Here is a 25,065-nt window from a genome sequence, read left to right as displayed (position 1 = left end):
GCGGCGCAGACGAGTCAGCTTTCTTGAACGCTACTATCCGGTCCCGGCCCCTTTGGAGAGCGCATGATCGACCTGTTCCTTGAGCAATCCCTCGGCGCGGCGATCGGCCTGACGATATCCGCAGTCTTGGCGGTCCTGGCCAAGCGCGTGCGCGTCAGCCGCGCGAAACGTCTGTGGCGGCTTAGAGAAGCCGGTCCCTCCGTCGTACTGTCCACGAGCGCCTCCGTTGGCACCGGCGCATATACCAGGAGGATGACGGGGTTGGGACAGGTGCGCGCGCTTGGGCTCCTTGTACCGTCCCTCACCCGCGCATATGGCGAATTGGACAGCAATGCCGTCACCTTGTCGGTGCACACGAACGGCGCGAGCCGAGAGCGCGACTTGATCCTGTTGGGCGGTCCCAAGAACAACGAGGTGACGCGAGAGGTCCTTGATCGGATGGCACCGAGGCTGCCGATCACCATCCAAACCAACGGAGACGAGGTGATTGTGCACAACGCCGCCGATGGAGGCGAAGCCATTCTGCCTCCGGCAAGCACGCCAGCGCCGTCCCAGTCTCGACCCGGCTACGACTACGGCTACATTCTGCGCGCAGTGAACTGCTTCAACCCGAAAACCTCGGTGACAATCTTCGCGGGAACCCACACCTACGGCACTGCCGCAGCCGTCAGGTACTTCCTAAGCAACCCCAAGAAGTTCAGATCCCTCGGGGACCGCCAGTACGCCCTGGTGGTGAAGGTGCGCGTGATGGGTGACGAGTTCATCGAAACACCGGAGCTCATGCTGGGTCCTAGCGAGTTCTGATGAAGATCACCATGGTCGAGTCGATCTGTGTCTCGAAAACGCCAGAGTCTGCAGGCGCTGACCGGCTGCTCGTGGCTGACGGCCTTTGGGGCGTCGTCGATGGGTCATCCGCAAAGGGCCCAGAGAAGGGATCCGCACCCACCGGGGCCGAGCTGGCCGACATCGTGGAGACTGCGGTCCATGACATTCCCGTCGATGCCGACGCGGTCCGCGCAATGGACATTCTCACGAGGGCCATTGCTGGTCGCGCGGCGCCTGACTATCTGCATTCCGCCTCGGTCGTGCTCTACTCGGGGCTTCGGAACGAGATATGGCTGGTGGGTTCAGGCGGATTCTGTGTCGACGGCGAAACCGTGACGTTCTCCCCGCCGCACGAGCGCGCTGCGAGTCGCGTACGCGCAGCCTTCTTGACCGCGAGTCTGAGAGACGGGTACGCTCTGGACCGGCTGGCGGCAGACGACCCCGGCCGGGAGCTCATCCTCGGGCTTCTCCGCCAGGAGCGCCACTTGCGCAACGTCGACGAACTGGGCGACTACTACTTCGGAGCGCTGGACGGGAGAGCAGTGCCCAGCCGGCACATCCTTGTGCGCGCCCTACCGGATGCTACCCGCGACGTCACTTTGGTCACCGACGGCTATCCGGTGGTGCTCCCGACGCTCGTCGAATGCGAGGCTTCCCTTGCCGAACTTCTGGCGGACGACCCCTTGCTCATAGGTCGTCATCCGCAGACCAAGTCCTTGCGGCCGGGGGATCGGAGCTTCGACGACCGCGCCCTCATTCGGTTGGCGCGCGGCTGACGACAGCAGTCGCCTGCGTCGATCTGTATCCGATACTGGCGTAAGCCGCGTCGGGAGCGTCTCGGCGTAGGGCGGTCGGGTCGACAAGATTCCAGGGATCGTACACCAGCGACGGGGATGCCAGCAGGCGCCGCACCTCGCCTCCAATCAATTCCTCTTCGTAATACGAGTGGTCGCTGAGCAGCAGCACGATATCGAAGCGAGTGCCGTCAAAGAGATCGGGATGGGGAGACAATCCCAGATCCCGCATCTGTTGTGCGTCTACGTGCGGGTCGTGAACGACGACGGCCAGCCCGCGGGCGCTCAACTCATGAGCGACCAGCACACCAACGGAACCGCGGGTGTCCCGTGTGGGCGGACGCGCCTTGAATGCCGCACCGCAGACCAACACTCGGATCTCCGCCCCTTGAGTAGCGGCGAAGTCGACAGCCAAGGTGATGATGTCGGCTGCGACCCTATCGTTTACCTCGCGGCCGATGGTGAACAAGTTCGGGCGGCTCGGATCAGCGAGCGACTGGGCAAGAAGGTATGGGTCCTTGGTCAGGCACGAGCCTCCGACCCCGGGTGATGGCCTGACCATCGTGTCCCTGGGGTAGTCTCTGTTCGCTTCGTCGATCAAGCGCACGGCGTCCAGGTTGTAGCGCTCGGCGATCATGCCGATCTGGTTCGAAAAGGCATGCCGCAGGTCGCTGTAGGCGTTGTGCGCCAGCTTGGCGAGCTCGGCGGCCTCGACCGCTTGCATGGTGACGATGGGTCCGGTGACCGCCGCAAGGAGGTCGCCGGCCCGCTGTGCCGCCTCCGCGTCGAACGCCCCGATCAGTTGCGGCAGCGTGGCGAGTTCCCGGGCCTCGTCGCCCACGATGCTCCGTTCGGGCGCATAGGCAAGGTGGAACTCGTCAGCGGACAGCCCAGAGGAGTTGGAGAGCTCGCCCCACACCGTGTTCCGAACCGTCCCAACCGGCACAGTCGATCGCACGACGACCAGATCGCCGGGTCGTAGAACACCTCCGACCGCGCGGCTCGCACTGACTAGGGAACCAAGGTCCACGTCCTGGTCCATGGGCCGGAGAGGCGTGTCGACGGCGATAATGTGACTGTCCGCGGGCACAGGATCTGCGCCGACGATGAGTGCCCGGGCGGTCGATGGGGCACCGACGCTACGCAGCAGGTCATTCTGCCGATCGACATTCAGGTCGATTCCGGCGACTCGGTATCCGGCGGCCAGCATAGCGCACGCCAGAGCGTGCCCAACGGTTCCGAGACCCACGATGCAGACCTGTCCGGTTTGAGTCATGCACCGACGTCCTTCCAGATTATGAGAGCCCGCGAGCGTTCACGATATGAGCGAGCCTTCCGCAGTCAAAGCTTGCCGTCAAGTCTCTTCAAGTTTGAGGGCGTAGTGGGGGGGAGAGGGCCTCTCTCACCTTTGAGGGAACGCGTTCACCGCGACCAGCACCGCCAGGGAGAAAGCAAATGCCGGATCCGGAATGGCCGGATCCCGGCATTTGAAAAAGGGCATGCGGCATCGAAATTCGAGGGATTACTATTTCGAAAGTGCGGGGCGCAGGAAGCACGCTGACGGCTACCTGGAGCACCTGCCCGCGCCCCGACCGCTGCGTGGGCAGGCCTGGCCACGCCTAAATGTCGAGCACGAGCCTTTCCCCGCGGCAGCGGGAAACGCAAATCATCATTGTTTCATTCAATGCACGCTCCTCCTCGCTGAGAATGTCGTCCTGATGATCAGGAATTCCTTCCAGGACGACGGTTTCGCAGGTGCCGCATGTTCCTTTCCTGCAGGAATTCAATGCCGGAACGCCAGATCTATGGAGGGCATCAAGAATTGTTTCGCCAGCCGCGACGTTTATTTCCTGCCCGTCGGCGGTTTCCACCACAAAAGGCGAGTCGTCCGGGCCCAAGGCAGACGCGCCGCCGTCGGGCGTTTCAGCTGAACCGGCACCGAAGTCTTCAAACACCAGGCCGGCCACGGCTCCGGCAGCATGGGCCGCACGCAGTTCCGACAGCAGGCGGGCCGGTCCGCAGGCGTAGACGACGGCGCCGCCGGCGTCCGCGAGGTATCCCGCCAGATCGAGCAGCCCGGCGTCGTCCTTCGCGTGGATCCGGGTCCGGGTTCCGTCCGGGTCGACTGCCGCGAACTCGTCCAGGAATGCCATGGACCGCAGGCTCCGCCCCAGGTACAGCAGCCGCCACGGCTCGCCGGCTGCCGCGGCGGCGCGGATCATCGGCAGCAGCGGGGTGATCCCGATCCCGCCGGCAATGAACAGCTTCTCCCCCGCCGTCGGCGCGTTGCCGCGGAAATTGTGCTTCGGCCCCCGGACCTCGACGGCGTCTCCCGGGCGGAGGATCCCGTGGATGAAGTCCGAACCGCCCCGGCCGGCTGGTTCGCGAAGCACGGCTACCCGCCAGCCCCGGGAATCCGCGGGGTCCGAGCACAGCGAGTACTGGCGGAGCAGCCCGTTCGGCAGCAGCACATCGATGTGCGCACCGGGCTCCCAGGCCGGCAGCGCACAGCCGTCGGGGTCCTCCAGCAGGACGGAGACGATGCCGTCCGCTTCCTCGCGGATGCCGCCCACCGTCAGGCGGGTGAAGCCTTTCGTTGCCACCCCGGCCTCGGCCGACTGCAACGTCATTCCCGGCCTCCGATCACGGCGTTGACGGCGCTGACGACGGCACCGGAATGGACGAGTTCGGTGGCCTTGCGCAGCCGCGGGTAGAGGACCACGTCCTGGGTGATGTGGTCGATGGGGCGGCCGTCATCGGAAGCCACGGAGCGCAGGAATGCGAGCGCCGCGAGGCTTGCGGGGCCGGGCCTGGCCTCCGCCGTGGCGCGAAGGCCCATGCGCAGTTCCAGGGCCTGGGCCGCCATGAGCAGTTCCACCGCCACTACGGTTTCAATGTTCGCCACGATCTGTCTGGTGTGCCGGCCGGCGTTGTTGGCCATGGAGACGTGGTCCTCCTGGTTGGCGCAGGTGGGGATGGAGTCCACGCTGTCCGGGTGCGCCAGGGTCTTGCAGTCGGAAACCAAGGCCGCGGCAAGGTACTGGGGCAGCATGTAGCCGCAGTCCATGCCGATCTGTTCGCTGGCCACGAGCATGTCCGGCAGGCCGCGGTTCAAGGTGCCGTCGTCCAGCCGGAACAGGCGGCGTTCGGTGATGTTGCCGATCTCGGTGACCACGATCGAGATGAAGTCGGCCGCGAAGGCCACGTACTCGGCATGGAAGTTGCCGCCGGACACCGCCTTCAGGCTGCGGCCGGCTGGCAGGGACGGGAAAATCAGCGGGTTGTCCGTGGCGGCGTTGATCTCGTTGTCGATGATTCCCGCGGCAAAGTCCAGGGTGTCCTTGACCGGGCCGAAGACCTGCGGGATGCAGCGCAGCGAGTAGGCATCCTGCGGCGGCTGGCGCACGGGGTCGCGGCCGGCGTCGCCGTCCACCAGTCCGCTGCCGCTGAGCAGTTCACGCAGGCGCGCCGCCACCTCGATCTGCCCGCGCTGGCCGCGGGCCTGGTGGAGTTCGTCGATGAAGGCGTCGCCGAATCCCATGAGCGCCTCGATGCTCATTGCCGCGGTGATCTGTGCGGTTTCCAGGAGGTTCTGCGCGTCGTTCAGGGCCAGGGCCGCCTGGGCGCAGGAGAAGGAGGTTCCGTTGAGCAGGGCGAGGCCGTCCTTGGCTCCCAAGGGAAGCCGTTCGAGCCCGGCGTGCTTCATGGCGGCGAGGCCGGAAACCACGGAGCCGTCCACGAAGGCCTCGCCCGAATCCAGCTCCAGGTCGTCGCCCTGGTGGGAGCGGGACATCACGATGGCGATATGGGCCAGCGGGATGAGGTCGCCGGACGCGCCGAGCGAACCGAACTCCGGGATGGCCGGGTGGACGCCGCGGTTGAGCATGTCGGCCAGGGTCTTCACGATGTCGCCGCGCACCCCGGAGTAGCCCTGGGTGAGGCTGACGATCCGGATGAACATGGTTGCCCGGACCACTTCCTCGTCCACGTAGCGGCCCACGCCCGAGGCGTTGGAAATGACCAGGCGGCGGGACAGCTCGGCAGCGTCGGAGGGTTCCGCGAAGGCCTTGCGCCCGGCGAGGGAGCCGAAACCGGTGTTGATGCTGTAGATCGGGGCGGTGTCTTCGCCGGCCTCCATGCGTTCCATGACACTGCCAAGCCACTCCTCGCTTGGCTTCATCCGGGCGAGCGCGGCGTCGTCCACCACCACGGGCCGGTGGCGCGCCACCTGCACCAGTTCCTCCAGGGTAGCCCGGGCGGCCCCCACGACCACCGGTGCGGTTTCAAGCCGTTCTGTTTCAAGCCGTTCTGTTTCAGGCAGAGTGTGCAGCGTCATCGTTTGCCTCCCGTGTTGTGTGTCGGCGCGTTGTTCCTTGGCCAGCCAGGGTCCCCAGCGACGCCGCCAGGTTCTCCGCTGCCTCGTTCATGGTCTTCAGGGTGGTGTTCAGCCAGCTCCGCGAGCCGCAGCGGCTCTCCGGCCCGGCAACGTTCAGGGCGCAGACCGCCTCGCCGCCGAACATCACCGGCACCGCCACAGAGACGGCCCCCGGGTCGAGCTCGCCGCGGGAAACCACCCAGCCGGACGCGCGGATTTGCGCGAGGCTGGACTGCAGCTGTTCGGCGGTGGGCGTGTTGTCCGTGAAGCGCGGCAGGCCGCCGTCGAGCACCTGGCGCACGACGTCGCCAGGCGCCCAGGCAAGCAGCGCGCGCGGGCCAGCTCCCGCACTGAGCGGCAGGAGTTCGTTGACGGCGAAGGTGTATTTGATGGCCTTGTCCGGTTCGACGCGGCGCAGGCACATGGCCCTGGTGCCCACCCGGATCACCATGACGGCGGTTTCGCCCACCGTGTCCACGATGTCCTTGAGTACGGCGGTGCCCACCTCGGCCAGATGGCTTTGCGTCAGGTGCCTACCGGTGAGCGCCAGCAGCGCCCGGCCCGGCCGGTACAGCCCGGCGTCCTCCTGGACGAAGCCGAGCTCGCGCAGCTGGCGGAAGTAGCGGTAGGTGCTGCTGACGGGGATGTCCAGTTTGGAGGCCACAGCCTCAACGGTGGTGTCCCCGGCGTCGGCGACGGCGGACAGGATCCTGAGGCCCCGCTCGAATGATGCCTGTCCTGCCACTGCCCGTCCTTTCCGTTCCGCCGTGAGCTGTTACGCAGTAGATCGTGCGGGGCATTCAGGCGCTTCGACAAACAGTATTCCCACAGAATGAGAATTCTGTTTACTCACTGCTCTTTCCTACCGATACCTTGGGCCCACGAATCCGCCACCCCGCAGCGCGAACTCCCCGACCGTAATGAGGCCCGAATGCCCTTGGACACCTCCACAGACAGCACTCCGCCAGCCCTTCCCGTTTTCGCGGACGACCCTTACACGGATGAAAACCTCACCGACCCGTACCCGCTGTTCGAGCGCATGCGTGCGGCGGGTACGGCGGTATGGCTCGAGAAGTACGGGGTTCCCGCCTTCGCCGGCTTCGCGGAATGCCGGGACATCCTGGAGGACTACCGGACCTTCATCTCCAGCGCCGGTGTGGGCCCGAAGAACCTGCACAAGGAGCCCGCGTGGCGGCCCCAGGGCATCCTGGAATCCGACCCGCCCGTGCACGGTCCCATGCGGGCCGCCATGTCCGCGGTGATTTCGCCGCGCGGCGTGCGCTCCCTGCGCGCCGGATTCGAGGTCTTCGCCAAGGAGTTGGTGGAGCGGCTGATCGAACAGCAAACCTTCGACGGCGTCACGGAGCTGGCCGAGCTGTTCCCCATCCGGGTGTTCGGCGACGCCGTCGGGATTCCGCGGGAGGGCCGCGAAAGGAACCTGCTGCCGCACGGCGCCATGAACTTCAGCGCGTTCGGGCCCGACGACGAACGCTCCCGTTCATTCTTCGAGAAGGGCGCCGGCACCCACGAGTGGGTGATGGCCAACTGTGCCCGGGAGAACCTCTCCCCCGAAGGTATGGGCGCGCAGATCTGGGCGGCATCGGACCACGGGGAAATCACGGCAGACCAGGCCGCGCTGCTGGTGCGCGCCATGCTGTCGGCAGGTTTGGACACCACGGTGTTCTCGATCGGGAATACCCTGCAGGCCCTGGCTTCCCACCCGGAGCAATGGGCGGCACTGCACGCCAACCCGCGGCTGGCGAAGTTCGCCATCGACGAGGCCCTGCGCTTCGAATCGCCGTTCCAATCCTTCTTCCGGACCGTCTCCGCCGACACCGTCTTCCGCGGCGTGCCGCTGGCGGCTGGTTCGAAGGTGCTGCTGTTCGTCGGGTCCGCCAACCGGGACGCCCGCCAGTGGGGAGACACCGCCGACGACTTCCGGATCGACCGGAACGCCGGCGGGCACCTGGCCTTCGGCATGGGCATCCATCAGTGCGTGGGGCAGCCGATCTCCCGCCTCGAAATGGACGTGCTGTTCACCGAGATGGCCGTCCGGATCAAGAGCATCGAGCCAGCCGGGGAACCGGTGCCGTACCTGCACAACACCCTGCGTGGCTGGAGTTCGATCCCCTTGAAGATCACACCAGCCTAAAACAGGCCGTTGCCGTGCGGCAGTGACTCCGGAATATCGGCCACGACGTCCCAGTGCTCTACGATCTTCCCGCCGTCGACCCGGAAAAGATCGTAGAAGACGGTGGGTTTGCCGCCCAGCAGCCCTTCGGACTGGGTCAGGACAAACTCGCCTTCGGCCACCGAGCGGTGCACCGTGCCGTACTCCACCGTGATGCCTTGTTCGGCCCAGGCCTTGAGGGCGGCACCGAGCCCGCCCAGGCCATCCGGCACGGCGGGGTTGTGCTGGTGGTACTGCTCGGAACTGATGAACTCGCCGATCCGGTCTGCCTGCCCGCCTTTGAGCACAGCCTCAACAAAACCCATGACGACGGCGCGGCTCGCCTCAGTCTGTTCGGGCGCGGTTACCTCCGCCGGGCCGTCGACCTGACTTCGGCCGCTCGCTGTTTCCGCCACCGCGGGCTGCAGCGCGTCCCAGTGCTCGGCAAGTTTTCCGTCGGCCACCCGGAAAACATCAAAGGCGACCAGCGGCACCGGCCCGAAGCCGTAGTAGGTGCCGTGCATGGCGACCAGATCGCCGTCTGCGAGTATGCGGACCGGCTCGTAACGGAAGTCCGCGGGCACATTTTCAACCAGTCCGCGCAGCGCCTCGGGACCGTCACCTACCATGGCGCTGTGCTGGCGGTAATCCGCCGCCCACCATCGGTCGATCGCACCCAGGTCCCGGTCGATGAAAAGTTCGCTGCCGGCCTTCTGCACCAGATCCTTGTTATCCATCGCCTGCGTCCTCCCTGGCTCCGAGCGTGGACCACTGCCCGCGGTCACGTCCCAGTTTGTACGCGCGGCGGCCCGGTGTCGAGACTGCGTGAAGGAGCCACGCGGGGGTCAGGCGAGGGCTTCTTCGAGCGCTCCGATGAGCTCCTCGGAGTCGGGCCCGACGGCGGACGGGAAGCGGGCGAGCACCTCGCCCTCGCGGCTGACCAGGAACTTCTCGAAGTTCCACTTCACCTTCTGCAGTTCCGCGCCATCCGCGGGACGGGTGAGCTCGGCGTATAGCGGGTGCTGCTGCTTGCCCAGCACGTTGCTCTTGCTCATCAGCGGGAACGTGACCCCGAAGTTGCGCTGGCAGAACTCGGCGATTTCGGCGTCGCTGCCCTGTTCCTGGCCGCCGAACTGGTTGCACGGTACGCCGAGGATCTCAAGGCCCTGGTGACGGTACTTGCCGTACAGCTCCTCCAGGCCCGCGTACTGCTTCGTGTAGCCGCAGGCGGAGGCCACGTTGACCACCAGCACGGCCTTCCCGGCGAAGCGCCCGAAGTCCCCCTCCGAGCCGTCGTTGAAGGTGAGCGGGATGGAGTGGAGCAGGGACATGGAACTTCCTTAGCACTGGGTGGAGCAGGGGTTCGGCGCCGCGAAGACATGCGCTGCACCGGGGTCCGAGTCTAGTGCGTGGGAAGCATGCGGCTGAAACAGCTGCGCTTGCCGGACCGGGTCCGGGGGCAGGGCCGCGTCAGGGGCACGGCCAGATCAGGGGCCGGGCCAGATCAAGGGAGGAACCGGTCACGGAGCCGGAACCGTCGATTCGGGAAGCGACTCCGACGGAGACGGGCTCAGCTGTTGTGTGGTGCTGCCCGGCAGCGGACTCGTGGGCACCGGGGTCTCGGTCAGCGTTGGCAGTGGCGCGGGGGTTTCGGTCGGTGCCGTCGTCAACGGCGGCAGCGGCGCGGGAGTTTCTGTCGGCGCCGGCGCCGGCGCCAAGGTCGGAGTCGGAGTAGCTGTCTGGGTCTGTGTCGGAGTCGGTGTCGCGGTCGACGTCTGAGTCTGGGTCGGCGTCGCGGTACCAGTCGACGTTGGCGTCGCCGTTGCGGTATCAGTCGACGTCGGCGTCGGGTTTGCCGTACCGGTCGACGTCTGGGTCGAAGTCGACGACGGCGTGGCGGTCGGCGACTGGCTGGCCGTCTGTGTCGAGGCGGAAGTCGGCGTCGGCGTCGCGGACGCCGTCGGTGCCGGCGTCACGCGGGCCTCCTGCTCGCCGCCGATGACTTCCCGTTCAGGGGCGGCGGCCACCGGGACGGCCCAGTTCGGTGCCTCGGTCACCGTCGAACCGGCACCGGGTGCGTAGTTGACCATTGGAATGTTGTCGAGCGGGTCCGCCTGCCTGATTGGGATGAGGGTCCACGCGGCCGGATCGGTGTGCACGCCGTTGACGATCGTCTCGAAATGCAGGTGGCAACCTGTGGAGGACCCCGTGGTGCCGACCTTGGCGATCACCTGGCCTACCTTGACCGACTGGCCTTTCTTGACCCCGATCCCCTGCAGGTGGTTGTAAGTGGTGATGAGGCCGTTTCCGTGGTCGATTTCCACCCGGTTTCCGCCGCCCCACAGGTGCCAGCCGACGGCGCGGACCACACCGGCGTCGGCCGTGTAGACCCGTGTGCCACAGGGCGCCGCGAAGTCCTGGCCCCAGTGGAACTCGCCCGGTTTTCCGCTGAGCGGGTCGATGCGAAGGCCGAAGGGGGAAGTGGGAACCAGGTGTTCGAGGGGAGCGTAGAGCTTTCCCTCGCCCGGCCTGTCCAGGTCCTGGGAGGCAACGTTGAGGTGGCGCTTGCCGCTCTTCGCGACGGTTTCGACAGTGGAACGCTCAAAGGACAGGATCGCGTCGGCGCCTACCGCCAGGGAGGGTGGCGGTCCCTCGTCGAGCAAGTATGGCCCGACACTGCCGCTCGCCGGTTGGGCCTGGAACGAGGCCATGGGTAGGGGGCCCTGGGCACCAAAAACCAGCAGCATCAGGACTCCGAAAAAGCTCCAGAACAATGATCGTCCGAAAGCCTTGGACCGCACCAGGATGAAACCCTGGCCGGACTCGTGGTGTTTACCCACTTGCACTCCCCATAAGCGGCGCCCACCTAGCCCGGACGCACACGCCTATTCTGACGTCATGGGAAGGGAAAAGGAACCCCTGCAAGGAGCGCTCCGCTCAGCTGAGGTTTTCCTTCAGGAGGGCGCGGTGCTCGACGGCGGCCTGCTGGTGGAGCGCACGGCCGGCGTCTGTCAGTTCGAGGAAGAGTGAGCGGCGGTCATCCGCGCAGGAATGGCGGGCCAGCAGGCCGGCTTTCTCGAGCCGGTCCACGACCTTGGACACGGCACTTTGCGTCATGGGAGTGCGCTCCCCCAGCGCCTTCATGCGGCAGGCGGTGTCGGAGCTTTCCGCCACGAGGTCCAGGATTTCGAATTCGTTGAGGCCGATGTCGAACTTGGCCTCGAGCGCCCGGTCGATCGCACAGGAAGTGCGGAAGTAGGCGTCCTGGATGCTGCGCCATTGCTCAACCAACTGGCGGTCTGTCGTTGCCATGCCCCCGATTCTAGTTCATTACGCATTTAAATGCCACGTCATAATATTCCTTGTCATTGAATGACGCGTCATATACATTGATGCCATGACTTCGACGAACACCCTCGAAAGATCTGCCGAAAAACTCCACAACGCCGTCCGCTGGACCCGCGCCCAGTGGCTCCTGCTGATGGTGGTCTGCACCGTCCTCGCCCTCGACGGCCTGGACGTTTCCATGGTGGGCGTCGCCCTTCCGTCCATCGGCCACGAGCTGGGGCTGGGCACCGATTCCCTGCAGTGGATCGTGTCCGCCTACGTCCTGGGCTACGGAAGCCTGCTGCTCCTGGGCGGCCGCCTCGCCGACCTCCTGGGCCGGCGCAGGATCTTCCTGATCGCCCTGAGCGTCTTTGCCGCCGCCTCCCTGTTGGGCGGCCTGGTGAACGATCCCACCGTCCTGATCGCCACGCGCTTCGTCAAGGGACTGGCCGCCGCCTTCACGGCACCCACCGGTTTCTCCATCATCACCACCAACTTCGCGGAAGGCCGCGAACGCAACAAGGCACTGTCCATCTTCACCACCTTCGGCGCCAGCGGCTTCTCCCTTGGCCTCGTGGTCGGCGGCCTCATGACCAGCCTCAGCTGGCGCTGGACGTTCCTCGTTTCGGTGCCGGTCGCCGTCGCCGTCGTCCTCCTCGGCCTGCGGTACATCCCCAGGGACAAGCCGACGGCGGAAAACAACGGGCACGACATCTGGGGTGCGGTGACGCTCGCCCTGGGCATGCTCGGACTGGTCTACACCTTGGTATCGGCTCCGGAAAAGGGCTGGGGATCTGTGGCAACAATCGCCGGGTTCGCAGTCTCCGCCGCGGTACTCGCGGCATTCGCCGTGATCGAGAACAAGGTCAAGCATCCCCTGATCCGTTTCGGCATCCTGCGTGAAGGCTGGGTGGCCAAGGCCAACCTGAGCGCGATCGGCCTGTTCGGCTCCTACCTGAGCTTCCAGTTCATCGTCACCTTGTTCCTGCAGTCCGTGCTGGGCTGGTCGCCGCTGGGCATGGCGCTCGCCCTGCTCCCCGCGGGCCTGATCGTGGCCACGAGCGCCCCGTTCGCGGACCGCCTGATCGAGAGGTTCGGCGCCACCACGCTGATCCTTACCGGCCTGGTGTCCCTGGGCCTGGGCTACGTACTGTTCCTGCGAGTGGGGACCACGCCCAACTACGTTCTGGACATCCTGCCCTCGATCATCCTCCTGGGCATCGGCTTCGCCCTTGCGTTCCCGTCCATCAACGTGCAGGCCACCGCCGGGATCCGCGATTCCGAACAGGGCCTTGCCGCCGGCCTGATCCAGACCAGCACCCAGGTGGGGGCGGCCCTGGTGCTCGCCGTCACCACGGCGATCGTCAGCGGGCACGGCCACTCAGCAGGCAGCGCGAGCGCGGCCGCCATGCTGGAACAGTACCGTCCGGGACTGGTCCTGAGTGCCGCCGTCGCGATCGCGGCGCTGCTGGTGGCAGCGTCCCCGGGACGCCGACGCCGGCCAGTCACCGCTCAGCCGGTTGCCTGACTACCGCATCAATTCCGGAAGGCGGCCGCGGCTAAGTGCCGCGGCCGCCTTCCTGTTTTCTGTCCGCCCTTACGGAACCCGCGCCGTCGGGCACAGAATGGAAGATGGTCAGCTTCATCCGGAAATGGCGGGGGGAACTGCGGACGACCTTCACCGGTCACCCGCAGGCCGTTCCTGACTGGGTACTGGAACTTGCCGACGGCGACGACCCCGGCTATCACCGCCCCGGCTCGGCGGTCTGGGCGGTGCATGGGTCGGTGGCCACAATCATCTCGGGCATCCGGGTGCTGTTGACGCAGTCCCTGCATCCCGGCGCACTGGCGGGAGTCTATGACCACTCGGCGTTCCAGGAGGACCCGCTGGGCCGGCTGGCCGGTACCATCCGGTGGATTTTCACGGTGAGCTACGGTTCCCGGGCCGCGGCGCGGGACGCCACGGCGAAGGTGCGGCGGATCCACCGCTTCGTGCAGGGAACGTATACCGACAACCAAGGCAAGCCCCGCGGCTATTCCGCCCTCGATCCCGAGCTGCTCGGCTGGGTGCACGCCACCTACGCCGACTCCTTCGTTTCCGTCCATCGCATCTGGGGTGGCCCCATCCCGGGCGGCGCCGACGCGTACGTGCGGGAATGGGCACAGGCCGGGCGGTTGATGGGCGTCGTCAACCCGCCGGAGACGCTCGCGGAGGTCGGCGAGGAAATGGACCGCTGGTACACCTCGGGCGAGCTGCGTTCGGACGCCCGGCTCAAGGAAACCGTGGAGTTCATCCGCAACCCTCCACTGGCGCCTTCCCTGCGGTCCGGATACCGCATCCTCTTCAACGCCGCCGTCGGAAGCCTGGATCCCCGGTACCGGGAGCTGCTTGGCCTGCGGACGCCGCATCTGGGACCGATCCCGCTGCCTACAGTGCTGCCGGCCCGGCTGGTGCTCGCTTTCGTCCGCTTGGGCCTGGGGCGGCAGAGTTCCAGCGAAAAGGCTGCCCGGGACCGGCTGCGGCGGCTGGGCATCGCGGCCTAGCACTCTCCGTTAAGCCACAAGTCCGGCGCCACGGCATTGCCGTGGCACCGGACTTGCTTCGTTTCAGCTAACGCTAGATCAGCGCATCCGAAAGGTGGTTCGGGGTTCCGAAACGGTGCGCCGTGATGCTGACAGCCTGCTCGTGCAGGAAGGGCAGCATCTCGATCCGGCCGGCCGGGGTGACCTGGCCGTGGTAGACCGCGACGTCGGGACGTCCGCCGGTGGCGGCGGCCAGGGCGGCGTAGTCCCCGCCGATCAGGCGGATGCGACCGCCGTTGATCCGAGCCGCCGACGCCAGCCACTCGGCGTCGCTTTCGATCCGGGAGCTCACGCCCGCTCCGGCGAAGGCAGCCACGACGGCGTCGGGCAGCTCGACGGCGGAGGACACCGTGATAGCCGAGCCGGCTACCACGCCGGCCGCGACAACCCGCAGCAGTTCGGCGAGCGAAGCACCTTCGGACAGGCGCACGGTCACCGGGAGAGCCCGGTAGCGGAAGACATTCCGTTCGGCGCTGAGCCCTGAAACGTCCTTGGCGGTGCCGAACTCCGCGGCCCAGGCTGCGGCGTCGCTGTGGAGGGCCTGCTGAAGGGTGTCAGCCTCCTCGGCGCTTACCGTGGTCTTGGCGGCGGCGAGGATGGCTGCGGCCGGACCGGTGAGGATGGTGCCGGGCTTGGCGGCGGGCTCCGCGGGAACCCAGTTGCCCAGGCCGATCAGGTAGTTCGGGCCGCCGGCCTTGGTGCCCGCGCCGACTGCAGATTTCTTCCAGCCGCCGAAGGGCTGGCGCTGCACGATCGCGCCGGTGATACCGCGGTTGACGTAGAGGTTGCCGGCCTGGATGGTGTCCAGCCAGATGCCCATCTCCTCGGAGTCCAAGGAGTGCAGGCCCGCGGTGAGGCCGTATTCGATCTCGTTCTGGATGGCGATGGCTTCTTCAAGGGTGGCCGCGGTCATCACGCCGAGCACCGGCCCGAAGAACTCGGTCAGGTGGAAGTAGGAGCCGCGCTTGACGCCGTAGCGGATCCCCGGGGACCACAGCCGGCCGGTCTCGTCCAGCTTCTCCGGCTTCACGGCCCAGCTTTCGCCGTCGCCGAGGGTGGTCAGGGCGTGCAGCAGCTTGCCCTTGGCCGGTTCGATGATCGGGCCCATCTGGGTGGTGGCCTGCTCCGGGTAGCCCACCTGCAGGGAGCGGGCGGCGTCCAGGAGCTGGTTGCGGAAGCGGGTGGAGGTGGCCACGGAGCCCACCAGGATCACCAGCGAGGCGGCCGAGCACTTCTGGCCTGCGTGGCCGAAGGCCGAGTAGACGACGTCCTTGGCGGCGAGGTCCAGGTCGGCGTGCGGGGTGACGATGATGGCGTTCTTGCCACTCGTTTCCGCGAGTAGCGGCAGGTCCTGGCGGAAGGAGCGGAACAGTTCAGCGGTCTCGTAACCGCCGGTCAGGATCACACGGTCCACGTCCGGGTGTGACACCAGCTGGGTGCCGAGCTCTCGCTCTTCGAGCTGCACGAGCGCCAGCACCTCGCGCGGCACACCGGCCTCCCACAGGGCGTCCACCATGACGGAACCGGAGCGGCGGGCCTGCTTTGCGGGCTTGATGACGACGGCGGAGCCGGCGGCGAGTGCGGCGAGGGTGGAGCCAGCAGGGATGGCGACCGGGAAGTTCCACGGCGGGGTCACGACGGTGAGCTTCGCCGGGACGAACGTGGCGCCGTCGACCGTTTCCAGATCCTTGGCGCGCTCGGCGTAGTAGTGCGCGAAGTCGACCGCCTCGCTGACTTCCGGGTCACCCTGTTCGATGGTCTTGCCGGTTTCGGAGGCCATGACCTCAAGGAGCTCGGCGCGGCGGGCGTCCAGGACGTCGCCGGCGCGGTGCAGGATTGCGGCGCGCTCGGCGGCGGTCAGGGCGCCCCACTTGTCTGCTGCGGAGACGGCCGTGGCGATGATGCGGTCCAGCTCTTCTGCCGTGGCGACCTTGGTGGATTCAACGACGTCGTTGCCGGCAGTGGAGCCCGGGATGCGCTCGAGGATGGCGCGGCCCCAGGCGCGGTTGGCCGGGAGGGCGGGATCGGTGTCCGGGGTGTTGGCGAAGCCTTCGCGCGGGGCGGGAACCGGGGCCTTCCTGCGGTCCTGGGTGCGGTTCGGCGCGGGAACGGAATCGTCCAGCTCCGCGAGGGAGGCGAAGAAGCGCTGCTTCTCGCGCTCGAAGAGGCTCTCGTTCTCGGCGAGTTCGAAAACCGCGGACATGAAGTTGTCCTGGCTGGCGCCCTCTTCGAGGCGGCGGATCAGGTAGGCGATGGCGACGTCGAACTCGCCCGGGTGCACCACCGGCGTGTACAGCAGGAGGCTGCCGACATCCTTGCGCACCGCGGTGGCCTGGCCGGTTGCCATGCCGAGCAGCATTTCGAATTCGATGCCCTGGGTGACTCCGCGTTCCTTGGCCAGCAGCCAGGAGAAGGCGATGTCGAAGAGGTTGTGTCCGGCCACGCCGATGCGGACAGCGTCGATGTGCTCCGGAGTGAGTGCGTAGTTGAGGACGCGCTTGTAGTTGGTGTCCGAGTCCTGCTTGGTACCCCAGGTGGCCAGCGGCCAGCCCTGTATGGAGGCCTGGACCTGTTCCATGGGCAGGTTGGCGCCCTTGACGACGCGGACCTTGATGGGGGCACCGCCGTTGGCACGGCGTGCGGCGGCCCATTCCTGGAGGTCCTGCATGGCGGCCAGGGCGTCCGGCAGGTACGCCTGGAGCACGATGCCGGCCTCGAGGTTCTTGAACTCGGGCTTGTCGAGGATCTTCTTGAACACGGCCATGGTGAGGCTGAGGTCCTTGTATTCCTCCATGTCCAGGTTGATGAACTTGGGCTTGGGGAAGGAAGCGGCCAGGCGGTACAGCGGGGTGAGCTTCTCCACCACGTGGTCCACGGCCTCGTCGAAGGCCCAGAGCGGGTGCGGGGCCACGGTGGAGGATTCCTTGATGGAGACGTAGTCGACGTCGTCACGCGCCAGGAGCTTGAGGGTTCCCTCGAGGCGGCGGTCGGCTTCGTGCTCGCCCAGCACGGCTTCGCCGAGCAGGTTGATGTTGAGGTGGACGCCGTCCTTCTTGATCTTGGCGATGGCGGGGCCGAGCTTGGCGTCCGTGGCGTCCACGATCAAGTGGCCGACCATGTCGCGCAGGACCTTGCGGGCGATCGGGATGACCAGCTGCGGCACGACCGGGGCCATGATGCCGCCGGCGCGCACGGCGGCGCGCATGTACCAGGGGAGGAAGGCCGGGACCTTCGGGGCGAGCTTGGCCAGGTTGCGGCCGGCCACAGAGAGATCCTCCGGGCGGATGACGCCGTCGACGAATCCGACCGTGAAGTCCAGGCCGTTGGGGTCCTTCAGGACGCCGGCCAGGCGCTGGGCCGAGATGTCAACAGGAATCTTCGAGGCCTCAGTGAGCCAGTGACGGACCAGGGCGGTGGCTTCGTTGCCGAGTTCCTGGAAGTGGCCGGCGTCCGGAAAAACGTGGTTTCCGGCGGCGGCGCGGGATTCCCGGGTTGGTGTGCTCATGCGCGTATTTCCTTAGGGATGGTGCTTCGTTTCCACCAGTATGGATCTACAATCAGATTAGGAAAAGCGAACTTTTCCGAATGATATTCGTTAGACTTTTCGAGCATTTTTGGAGGGCCCATGCTGGACGTCCGGCGGCTTCGATTGCTGCATGAGCTGAAGATCCGCGGGACCCTGGCCGAGGTGGCGGACGCGATGAAGTACAGCCCGTCGTCGGTATCCCAGCAGCTGACTTTGCTGGAGAAGGAAGCCGGCGTGGAGCTGCTGCGCAAGTCCGGCCGGCGCGTGCAGCTCACCCCGCAGGCAGAAATCCTCGTGGAGCACGCAGCATCCCTGCTGGCCATCCTGGAGCGGGCCGAAACGGACCTTGCTGCATCCCTTTCCTCCGTCACCGGCACCGTGCGGCTGGCTGTGTTCCAGTCCGCGGCGCTGGCGCTCATGCCGGACTTCCTTACCTCCATGCGGGCGGAGTATCCGGAGGTCCGAGTGGAAATGACCCAGCGCGAACCCGAGACCGCCCTCTACGAAACCTGGGCACGGGACTTCGACATCGTGGTGGCCGAGCAGTACCCCGGCCATGCCGCGCCGCACCACACGGGCCTGGACCGCGCCACCCTCACCAGCGACGCTATCCGGCTGGCCACTCCCCCGGTGGGGCTGGGCGGGGAAACAATCACGACGCTGGCGGACACCGCTTCGCTTCCGTGGGTCATGGAACCGCACGGCGCAGCGTCCCGGCACTGGGCCGAGCAGGCCTGCCGTTCGGCGGGCTTCGAACCGGACGTCCGCTACGAAACCGCGGACCTCCAGGCGCAGATCCGCCTGATCGAGTCCGGCAACGCCGTCGCCCTGATGCCGGACCTCGTGTGGACCGGGCGGGCGAAGTCCGTGCAGCTTTTGGAACTGCCCGAGCTGCCGCACCGCACCATCTTCACGTCCACGCGCAAGGCCGGCCGCATCCACCCGGCCATTCTGGCCTGCCGCGAAGTGCTTGAGCGGGTGGCCGCTGCGCGGAGCTGAAAGGTTCCCCGGGCCGGCCGGTCCGCCCAACTGACTAGCAGTTGTGGCCGTTTTCGCGCCTCAAAACGGCCACAACTGCTAGTCAGTTGGGCGTTAACGCAAAGGGCCCCGGCTCCCTCGAAAGGGACCGGGGCCAAACGCGGAGAATGGGGGATTTGAACCCCCGAGGGCGTTAACCCAACACGCGTTCCAGGCGTGCGCCATAGGCCGCTAGGCGAATTCTCCATTGCTTCTGAATCAAAAGCAGGTCTTACTGTACCTGAGATTTCCAGCATCTCCCAATCGAGCCGTTCGGCCGGCTCCTGCGGGGCCGCTTCGCGCCTTAACGAAAAAATGGACGCCCCCAATGCGCCCATTCCTGCGGTACTCCGTTGAGACGCCGGGTCCGGTCTCCCCAACAGGCCCTACGCCTCACAACCTTGAGATTGCCCCAATCGGTGTACATACCAATGTTCCGCTGAGAACCTCTGGTTTGGCAATGGAAATTAGAAACCATCCTTTGACCTGTTTCCCGCGGGTTTGCGGGGCCGCTGGCAGGATGGTGGGATGAGCCAACTCCACGCACTGGTGGTCTATGTTCCGCTCCCGCACAGCGAGGCCCTCCTGGCAGCCATTGGGGACGCTGGCGCCGGCCGGATCGGCGACTACAGCCACTGCGCGTTCACCACCCCGGGCACCGGCCGCTTCACTCCCCTGGCCGGTGCGCAACCGTTCATTGGCGCCGTGAACGAGCCCGAGCAGGTGCCCGAACTCCGGATCGAGTGCGTGGTTCAGGAGGAGCTGCTCGACGACGTCGTGCGGGCGTTGCGTGCGGCGCACCCTTACGAGGAACCGGCTTTCATGACTTGGCCGGTGAAGGGCTGGCGATAAGGGGAATCGGCGGCGCCAGCCTGGACAGATGGTTCGGGGAACGGCGTATCAGCCGCGCCGAGACGCACCGCCAGCCAACGTAGGCAGGTCCGGATTGGCCGGAGAGGGCACCCCAGAATGAGCGCTCAGAATGTTGGCGGGCCGGTGGCCTGGATCACCCGGGCATGGGCCAGGCTGATCCTGCCCGGGCGAGGGCGCCGAACGTGGCCGGGAAGCGGTCCAGCAGCTCCACGGCCCGGCCCATCCGCCGCCGCACTGTGGTTCCGGTCCCCGACGGCGGGATTCGAGCGCCGCTGAAAGTTCGGGTAAGCTTATCTGCGGCCCCTCATGTGGCGTCATCCTGTTGAACTCCCCCAGGACCGGAAGGTAGCAAGGGTAGATGGGCTCTGGCGGGTGCATGAGGGGTCTCACATTTAAATGTCAGTCCCCAAAGCTAGGCTTCTCCTGTGACTGTTACTACTGCCCTTTACCGTAGATACCGCCCGGATTCGTTCGCGGACGTTATCGGGCAGGAACATGTCACCGAGCCGCTCATGACGGCGCTGCGCAAGAACCGCGTCAACCACGCCTACCTCTTCTCCGGCCCGCGCGGCTGCGGCAAGACCACGTCCGCCCGCATCCTCGCCCGTTGCCTGAACTGCGCCGAAGGTCCCACGGACACGCCCTGCGGCAAGTGCAACAGCTGTGTCGAGCTCGCCCGCGGCGGTTCGGGCTCCCTCGACGTCATCGAGATCGACGCCGCCAGCCACGGCGGTGTGGACGACGCCCGCGACCTCCGCGAACGCGCCACCTTCGCACCCGTCCGGGACCGCTACAAGATCTTCATCATCGACGAAGCCCACATGGTCACCTCGGCCGGCTTCAACGCGCTCCTGAAAATCGTCGAAGAGCCGCCGGAACACATCAAGTTCATCTTCGCCACCACGGAGCCGGACAAAGTGATCGGCACCATCCGTTCGCGCACGCACCACTATCCCTTCCGCCTCGTGCCGCCGGAACCGCTCATGGCCTACCTCGAGCAGCTCTGCGCTGCCGAGAACGTGCCGGTGGCCCCAGGCGTGCTTTCGCTCGTGGTCCGTGCCGGTGGCGGTTCCGTCCGCGACTCCCTGTCCGTGCTGGACCAGCTCATGGCCGGCGCCGGAAGCAACGGTCTGGACTACGAGCTCGCCGTCGCGCTCCTCGGTTACACACACGCTTCGCTGCTGGACGACGTCGTGGAGGCCGTTGCCGCCGGCGACTCCGCCACCGTCTTCCGCGCGGTGGACCGGGTCATCCAGACAGGGCACGATCCCCGCCGCTTCGTCGAGGACCTGCTGGAGCGCTTCCGCGACCTCATCATCGTCCAGGCCATGCCGGAAAGCGCCAGTGCCATCCTGCGCGGCATGCCGGAGGACCAGATCGCCCGTATGCAGGGCCAGGCCAGCACCCTGGGGGCCGCGGAGCTTTCCCGCGCTGCGGACGTCACCAACACCGCGCTCACCGAAATGACCGGTGCCACCTCGCCGCGCCTGCACCTTGAGCTGCTGTGCGCGCGGATCCTGCTGCCCAGCGCCGAACAGACAGAGCGCGGCATCGCCGCCCGGATCGACCGCGTGGAGCGGCGCCTCAGCTACGGCGGCGCAGTTCCCGGGGGTGCCGTGGCGGAGCCCGCTGCGTCCGCTCCCATGCAGTCCGTTCCGGCGGCGCCTGCGGCTCCGGCGGTTCAGAGCCCGACGCCGGAGCCCGCGCAGGTAGTGCCGACCGCACCCGCGGGTCCAGCTACGTCAGCCCCGGAGTCCGCTCCGGAGCCCGCGCAGACACCTGCCTCCGAGGCGCCGGCCGCGGCGAGCCGGATCTCGGCACCCCGGGTCACCACCAGCGACTGGCCCACCGGGGAAAACCAGGAGCCTTCGGCACCGGGCAATGCGCAGGCAGCTGCAGATGCTACGGTCTCCCACGGTTCACAGGGCTCACACGGTTCACAGGCCCAGGCTCCCGCGGCCCAGGCTTCCGCTGCCCCCGTTCCTGTTGCGACCACGCCTCCGGCATCTCCGGTTTCCCCGGCGCCCCAGGCTCCTGCCCCGGCTCCCCAGGCTCCTGCCCCGGCACCCACAGGAGGTGCCGACGTCGAGGTGGTCCGCCGCGCTTGGCAAGACATCCTGCAGACGCTGAGCAAGATCAAGCGGAGCAGCTGGGCCTTGGTTGGCGCCAATGCCCAGGTGGCACGTTTCGACGGGCAAACACTGGTGCTCTCGTTCAGCACGGACGGCCTGGCCACTGCATTCAGCCGGGCCGACCATGCGGAAAACCTGCGCCAAGCCATCCACAAGACCATCGGCATCGACTGCCAGATCACAGCCGTAGCAGGCGCCAACAGTTCAGGGAGCTCTGCGCCAAACCCAAAAGCACCGGCTAGTCCGGAAGCCCCGGCACAAGTGCCGGCGGCCCCGCCCGCCGTGCCGTCCGCCACTGTCGCGGCGCCTGCCGTCTCCGAAGTGGATACGGCTTGGGGCCTCGCGCCCGCGGGCAGTTCCGCAGCCGTTGACGCGGCCTCGCACGCTTCCAACGCCGTCCCGGATCCGGGACAGGTTCCCGCCCCGGCTGCTGAGCCCAGCCCGGCCGCTGAGCCCGGCCCGGTCCTGGACTCCGCACCCGCCACCGCAGCAGTACCTGCGTCCAGCCCGTCGTCCAAGCGGTCCGCGGAGACACCAAACTCGGCAGCGAGCGACACCAAAGCGGCGCAGAATGCCCCCGAACAGCCATCGTCCGAGGACTACTCCTATTCCGACGGCGACTGGGGTCCCCCGCGCGACGAAGACGCCCCGCCCCTGGACGAAGAACCCCCCATGGACTGGGTTCCGCCGTCGGACTCCGGCTGGCAGTCCGGGCCCGCAGCAGGCGCCGGGCAGCCGGCGTCCGCCATCCAAGGCGCCGCCGCCCGGCAGGCCACGGTCAGCCCGCAGCCCACCGACCTCGCTCCTTCGGCCGATGCTGTCACTGCTCCCGACCCCGGGGCCAGCACGCAGGAGGCCACGTCCGGGGCTGACACCTCGAATGACCCGTGGTCGCGCGCAGTGGAGCAATCGCCGGGCTCATGGGTTGTCGGCACCGCCAGCAATGTGGGTAACCATGCCCCGGCAGCCTCGTCGCCCGCCCAACCTGAGCAGGCCCAGGCAGAGACCAACGGCGCCCCGGCCTACGAACCCGCCGCCGCGCAGGTGCCTGCACAGGCGCTGGCGCAGCCGCCGGCCCAGCAGGCTCCCGCACTGGCTCCCGCGCAAGCTCCCGCCGCCCATTCCCCTGCCCAGGCGAACACTTGGGCGACGGTCCCGGCCCCTGCCGCCGAGGTCACAGGCAGCGCCGCCAGCAAGCAGAGCCTCTACCAGCGGCTTTCGAACAGCCCGGAAGCATTGGCCGGACGCCAGCAGGTCCCTGCCCGGGCGGCAACCGCAACGGCCACCATGGTCGAGGACGTCCCGAGCGCCGATGACGAAACCATCGAGGAATCGGGCGTGTTTGGCCGGGCCGCCGTCGAGCGTATTCTGGGCGGGAGACTCCTGGAAGAGCGTTCCCTGGACGGCACCCCCCTGATGCACCGCTGACCGCGGGCCCCACCGGGCAAAACCAGTCGCCGCCCGCCCAGCAAAGCCGCAACCACCAAACGCCACTGAACAAACGAGGACATTGTGTACGAGGGTGCAGTTCAAGAGCTGATCGACGAGCTCGGCCGGCTCCCCGGCGTCGGGCCGAAGTCGGCTCAACGCCTCGCCTTCCATATCCTTGAGGCCGACCCCGAGGACATGAAACGCCTGGTCGCCGCCATCACCACCGTCAAGGAACGGGTGAAGTTCTGCACCATCTGCGGAAACGTCACCGAGCAGGAAACGTGCAACATCTGCCGCGACCCGCGGCGCGATCCGTCCGTGATCTGCGTCGTCGAGGAATCCAAGGACGTACTCGCCGTCGAACGGACGCGCTCCTTCCGCGGCCGGTACCACGTACTTGGCGGGGCCATCAACCCGATCGCCGGCATCGGCCCCGAACAACTGCGGATCCGCGAACTCCTGACCCGCCTCAACGACGGCGCCGTCCAGGAAATCATCATCGCCACGGACCCCAACCTCGAAGGCGAGGCGACGGCCACCTACCTTGCTCGCATGCTGAAGACGATCGGCATCACCGTCACCCGGCTCGCCTCTGGTCTGCCGGTGGGCGGGGATCTCGAATACGCAGACGAAGTCACCCTGGGCCGCGCCTTCGAGGGCCGCCGCAACGCCCTGTCCTGATTCGCCCTGTCCTGATTCGCCCTGTCCTGATTCGCCCTTCGCTGATTCGCCCTTCGCTACCGTCCGGAGCGGTAAGCCCGACGGCGGCCCGCCAGGACGCCGGCGCCTGTCACCGCGGCGGCGGTCGCCAACTGCCCGGCGATTCCGATGACTGACAGCGGGAACCCGGTCTGGGCCGCTTCGCTGGGCACCCCGTTGATGCAGGGGACATCGTAGGCCGGCCCCTCCGTGGAACGTTGGACGGAAAGCAGGAACCACCCCAGTTCACCGTCCGGAGGGACCTGGTCAGAGGCAAGCGTCCAGTAGATCAGTGCCGGATTCCCTGCGGTCAGCCACATGACGCGTTCGCTGTGCAGCACGGTTTCGCTCCGCACCAGGTCCCCGATGCATTCGTAGGACAGATAGCGGCCGGTATCGTCCCGCTCCGCGTTGACGGGAATGGAAGTCCGCTCGGTGACCAGCGTTCCCGGCAACAGGAGGAACGCCGCAGCGACGTTCCCGAACGCGAACAAGCCTGTCGACAGCACGGTCAACACGGCCCCTGGAAGCCGCGAGGCGAAGCAGGCCCGGAATCCCATGCCGAGCAGCCCGAAAACCCCCACCTCGAAGAGCACTGAAAGCAGCGCCAGAATCTCCAGGCCAGGAAACGCGGGAATGCTCCCCGCCGGGGTCACAGGCAGACCCGAAGCAGGATCCACGGAAAACTCGGCCGTGCCCGGCACCGGCAGCAATACACGGAGCGCGAGGAGGAGCCCAACGCCAAGTACCGCCAGCGCAAGCCCCCGCAGCAAGCACGCCAGCAGGCGTACCGACATAGTCCGTCCCCCGGCCTGGCCACGCACGAATCCCCACACGGAACCAATGATGGCCGCAGCCAGGGAAAGCACGCCTCCGGACAGGAGAAACATCGCTACGGGCCCGGATGTCTCCCAGCCGAAAACCCCGAACCAGGCAAGGAGCAGGTACGCTGCCGTGCCCGCCCCTGCCACGGCAGAGACGAGGACGATCCAGAAGGATACTGTCCGGAAAGATCCCATGGTGTCCGCCCAGGCATCACGGACCGCCTTGGCCGCTGTCGACCGGAACGGCACGCGGACCGGACCGCCGCCGTCGTCCTCGCCGTCGTCGTCCTCCGACGCCGAACCACCCGACGCCGAGCCCCCGGACACCAAGCCACCCGGCGCCGGGCCACCCGGCACCGAGCCCCCGGACACCGAACCCGACGCCCGGCTGCCCGAAACGCCAGCCGGCCCACCGTCGTCGTACAAGTCCCGGCCGATCTGCTCGTAGCGGGGCTCGTCCTCAGGCGGCTGACCGGAAACCATGGCGGT

The 25,065-nt window shown here is 67.1% G+C and carries 19 protein-coding genes, 1 tRNA gene and 1 other RNA gene; 10 read left to right on the top strand and 11 right to left on the bottom strand.

Features of this window, described 5'->3' with window-relative positions; genetic code table 11:
• Window positions 1-63: 63 nt before the first annotated feature.
• Together ACZ9CK_RS01740 and ACZ9CK_RS01735 are read left to right on the top strand one after the other, a co-directional pair.
• Window positions 64-804 (top strand): hypothetical protein, encoded by a 741-nt coding sequence (locus ACZ9CK_RS01740; protein WP_426302064.1) that lies wholly within the window; start codon window positions 64-66, stop codon window positions 802-804.
• The gene (locus ACZ9CK_RS01735; protein WP_426302063.1) at window positions 804-1,601 is read left to right on the top strand and encodes a hypothetical protein; all 798 of its coding nucleotides are present in this window, start codon (window positions 804-806) and stop codon (window positions 1,599-1,601) included. The genes ACZ9CK_RS01740 and ACZ9CK_RS01735 overlap by 1 nt, the downstream gene beginning before the upstream one ends.
• On the opposite strand, the gene ACZ9CK_RS01730 is transcribed toward ACZ9CK_RS01735, so the two are convergent.
• The 4 genes from ACZ9CK_RS01730 to ACZ9CK_RS01715 form a co-directional block, all read right to left on the bottom strand.
• A complete protein-coding gene (locus ACZ9CK_RS01730) occupies window positions 1,579-2,895 on the bottom strand; it encodes a nucleotide sugar dehydrogenase (RefSeq protein ID WP_476049054.1) in 1,317 nt (438 codons plus the stop codon). The genes ACZ9CK_RS01735 and ACZ9CK_RS01730 overlap by 23 nt on opposite strands.
• Window positions 2,896-3,238: 343 nt before the next feature.
• A complete protein-coding gene (locus ACZ9CK_RS01725; protein WP_476049053.1) occupies window positions 3,239-4,249 on the bottom strand; it encodes a PDR/VanB family oxidoreductase in 1,011 nt (336 codons plus the stop codon).
• Entirely contained in the window at window positions 4,246-5,955 is a 1,710-nt protein-coding gene (locus tag ACZ9CK_RS01720) for an HAL/PAL/TAL family ammonia-lyase (RefSeq protein ID WP_476049052.1), read from the bottom strand. Before ACZ9CK_RS01720 ends, ACZ9CK_RS01725 begins: the two co-directional genes overlap by 4 nt.
• On the bottom strand, window positions 5,933-6,739 hold the full coding sequence (locus tag ACZ9CK_RS01715; RefSeq protein ID WP_426302059.1) for an IclR family transcriptional regulator: 807 nt from the start codon (window positions 6,737-6,739) through the stop codon (window positions 5,933-5,935). The genes ACZ9CK_RS01720 and ACZ9CK_RS01715 overlap by 23 nt, the downstream gene beginning before the upstream one ends.
• A 186-nt stretch (window positions 6,740-6,925) precedes the next feature.
• On the opposite strand from ACZ9CK_RS01715, the gene ACZ9CK_RS01710 reads away from it, so the two are divergent.
• Window positions 6,926-8,146, top strand: coding sequence for a cytochrome P450 (locus ACZ9CK_RS01710; protein ID WP_476049051.1), 1,221 nt, complete (start codon window positions 6,926-6,928; stop codon window positions 8,144-8,146).
• On the opposite strand, the gene ACZ9CK_RS01705 is transcribed toward ACZ9CK_RS01710, so the two are convergent.
• From ACZ9CK_RS01705 to ACZ9CK_RS01690, 4 genes are all read right to left on the bottom strand, one after another.
• Window positions 8,143-8,901 (bottom strand): nuclear transport factor 2 family protein, encoded by a 759-nt coding sequence (locus ACZ9CK_RS01705; protein ID WP_476049050.1) that lies wholly within the window; start codon window positions 8,899-8,901, stop codon window positions 8,143-8,145. The two genes, ACZ9CK_RS01710 and ACZ9CK_RS01705, sit on opposite strands and share 4 nt — an antisense overlap.
• A 108-nt stretch (window positions 8,902-9,009) precedes the next feature.
• A complete protein-coding gene (locus ACZ9CK_RS01700) occupies window positions 9,010-9,495 on the bottom strand; it encodes a glutathione peroxidase (protein ID WP_476049049.1) in 486 nt (161 codons plus the stop codon).
• Window positions 9,496-9,684: 189 nt separating this feature from the next.
• A complete protein-coding gene (locus ACZ9CK_RS01695) occupies window positions 9,685-11,004 on the bottom strand; it encodes a M23 family metallopeptidase (protein WP_476049048.1) in 1,320 nt (439 codons plus the stop codon).
• Between the two features lie 97 nt (window positions 11,005-11,101).
• The gene (locus ACZ9CK_RS01690) at window positions 11,102-11,476 is read right to left on the bottom strand and encodes a MarR family winged helix-turn-helix transcriptional regulator (RefSeq protein ID WP_426302054.1); all 375 of its coding nucleotides are present in this window, start codon (window positions 11,474-11,476) and stop codon (window positions 11,102-11,104) included.
• 85 nt (window positions 11,477-11,561) lie between these two features.
• On the opposite strand from ACZ9CK_RS01690, the gene ACZ9CK_RS01685 reads away from it, so the two are divergent.
• Both ACZ9CK_RS01685 and ACZ9CK_RS01680 read left to right on the top strand, forming a co-directional pair.
• Window positions 11,562-13,019: an MFS transporter gene (locus ACZ9CK_RS01685; RefSeq protein WP_476049047.1), complete on the top strand. Its 1,458-nt coding sequence runs from the start codon at window positions 11,562-11,564 to the stop codon at window positions 13,017-13,019.
• Window positions 13,020-13,123: 104 nt separating this feature from the next.
• The gene (locus ACZ9CK_RS01680; protein WP_426302052.1) at window positions 13,124-14,035 is read left to right on the top strand and encodes an oxygenase MpaB family protein; all 912 of its coding nucleotides are present in this window, start codon (window positions 13,124-13,126) and stop codon (window positions 14,033-14,035) included.
• A 73-nt stretch (window positions 14,036-14,108) separates the two neighbouring features.
• Here ACZ9CK_RS01680 and ACZ9CK_RS01675 read toward each other — a convergent pair whose 3' ends face one another.
• Complete coding sequence (locus ACZ9CK_RS01675; RefSeq protein WP_476049046.1) at window positions 14,109-17,579, bottom strand: proline dehydrogenase family protein; 3,471 nt, start codon at window positions 17,577-17,579, stop codon at window positions 14,109-14,111.
• A gap of 120 nt (window positions 17,580-17,699) precedes the next feature.
• Here ACZ9CK_RS01675 and ACZ9CK_RS01670 point away from each other — a divergent pair, with 120 nt between their 5' ends.
• Window positions 17,700-18,599 carry a LysR substrate-binding domain-containing protein gene (locus tag ACZ9CK_RS01670; RefSeq protein ID WP_426302050.1) on the top strand — a complete coding sequence of 300 codons (900 nt, stop codon included), beginning with the start codon at window positions 17,700-17,702 and terminating at the stop codon, window positions 18,597-18,599.
• Window positions 18,600-18,739: 140 nt separating this feature from the next.
• Here the strand turns inward: ACZ9CK_RS01670 and ACZ9CK_RS01665 are convergent.
• A tRNA-Ser gene (locus ACZ9CK_RS01665) sits at window positions 18,740-18,824 on the bottom strand.
• Between the two features lie 321 nt (window positions 18,825-19,145).
• On the opposite strand from ACZ9CK_RS01665, the gene ACZ9CK_RS01660 reads away from it, so the two are divergent.
• From ACZ9CK_RS01660 to recR, 4 genes are all read left to right on the top strand, one after another.
• Window positions 19,146-19,469 carry a YqfO family protein gene (locus ACZ9CK_RS01660; protein WP_426302049.1) on the top strand — a complete coding sequence of 108 codons (324 nt, stop codon included), beginning with the start codon at window positions 19,146-19,148 and terminating at the stop codon, window positions 19,467-19,469.
• Between the two features lie 316 nt (window positions 19,470-19,785).
• Window positions 19,786-19,882: signal recognition particle sRNA small type (gene ffs, locus ACZ9CK_RS01655), an RNA gene on the top strand.
• Between the two features lie 33 nt (window positions 19,883-19,915).
• Window positions 19,916-23,050, top strand: coding sequence for a DNA polymerase III subunit gamma and tau (locus ACZ9CK_RS01650; protein WP_476049045.1), 3,135 nt, complete (start codon window positions 19,916-19,918; stop codon window positions 23,048-23,050).
• Window positions 23,051-23,134: 84 nt separating this feature from the next.
• Window positions 23,135-23,734, top strand: a complete 600-nt coding sequence (gene recR / locus ACZ9CK_RS01645; RefSeq protein WP_426302042.1) for a recombination mediator RecR — start codon at window positions 23,135-23,137, stop codon at window positions 23,732-23,734.
• Window positions 23,735-23,790: 56 nt separating this feature from the next.
• Here the strand turns inward: recR and ACZ9CK_RS01640 are convergent, their stop codons facing one another.
• Window positions 23,791-25,059 (bottom strand): hypothetical protein, encoded by a 1,269-nt coding sequence (locus ACZ9CK_RS01640; RefSeq protein WP_476049044.1) that lies wholly within the window; start codon window positions 25,057-25,059, stop codon window positions 23,791-23,793.
• Between the last annotated feature and the right edge of the window lie 6 nt (window positions 25,060-25,065).

This window comes from Arthrobacter sp. TE26545 (genome assembly GCF_056279005.1).
Note: the sequence above shows the minus strand (reverse complement) of the source record. Positions and strands in the feature narration are given on the sequence as shown.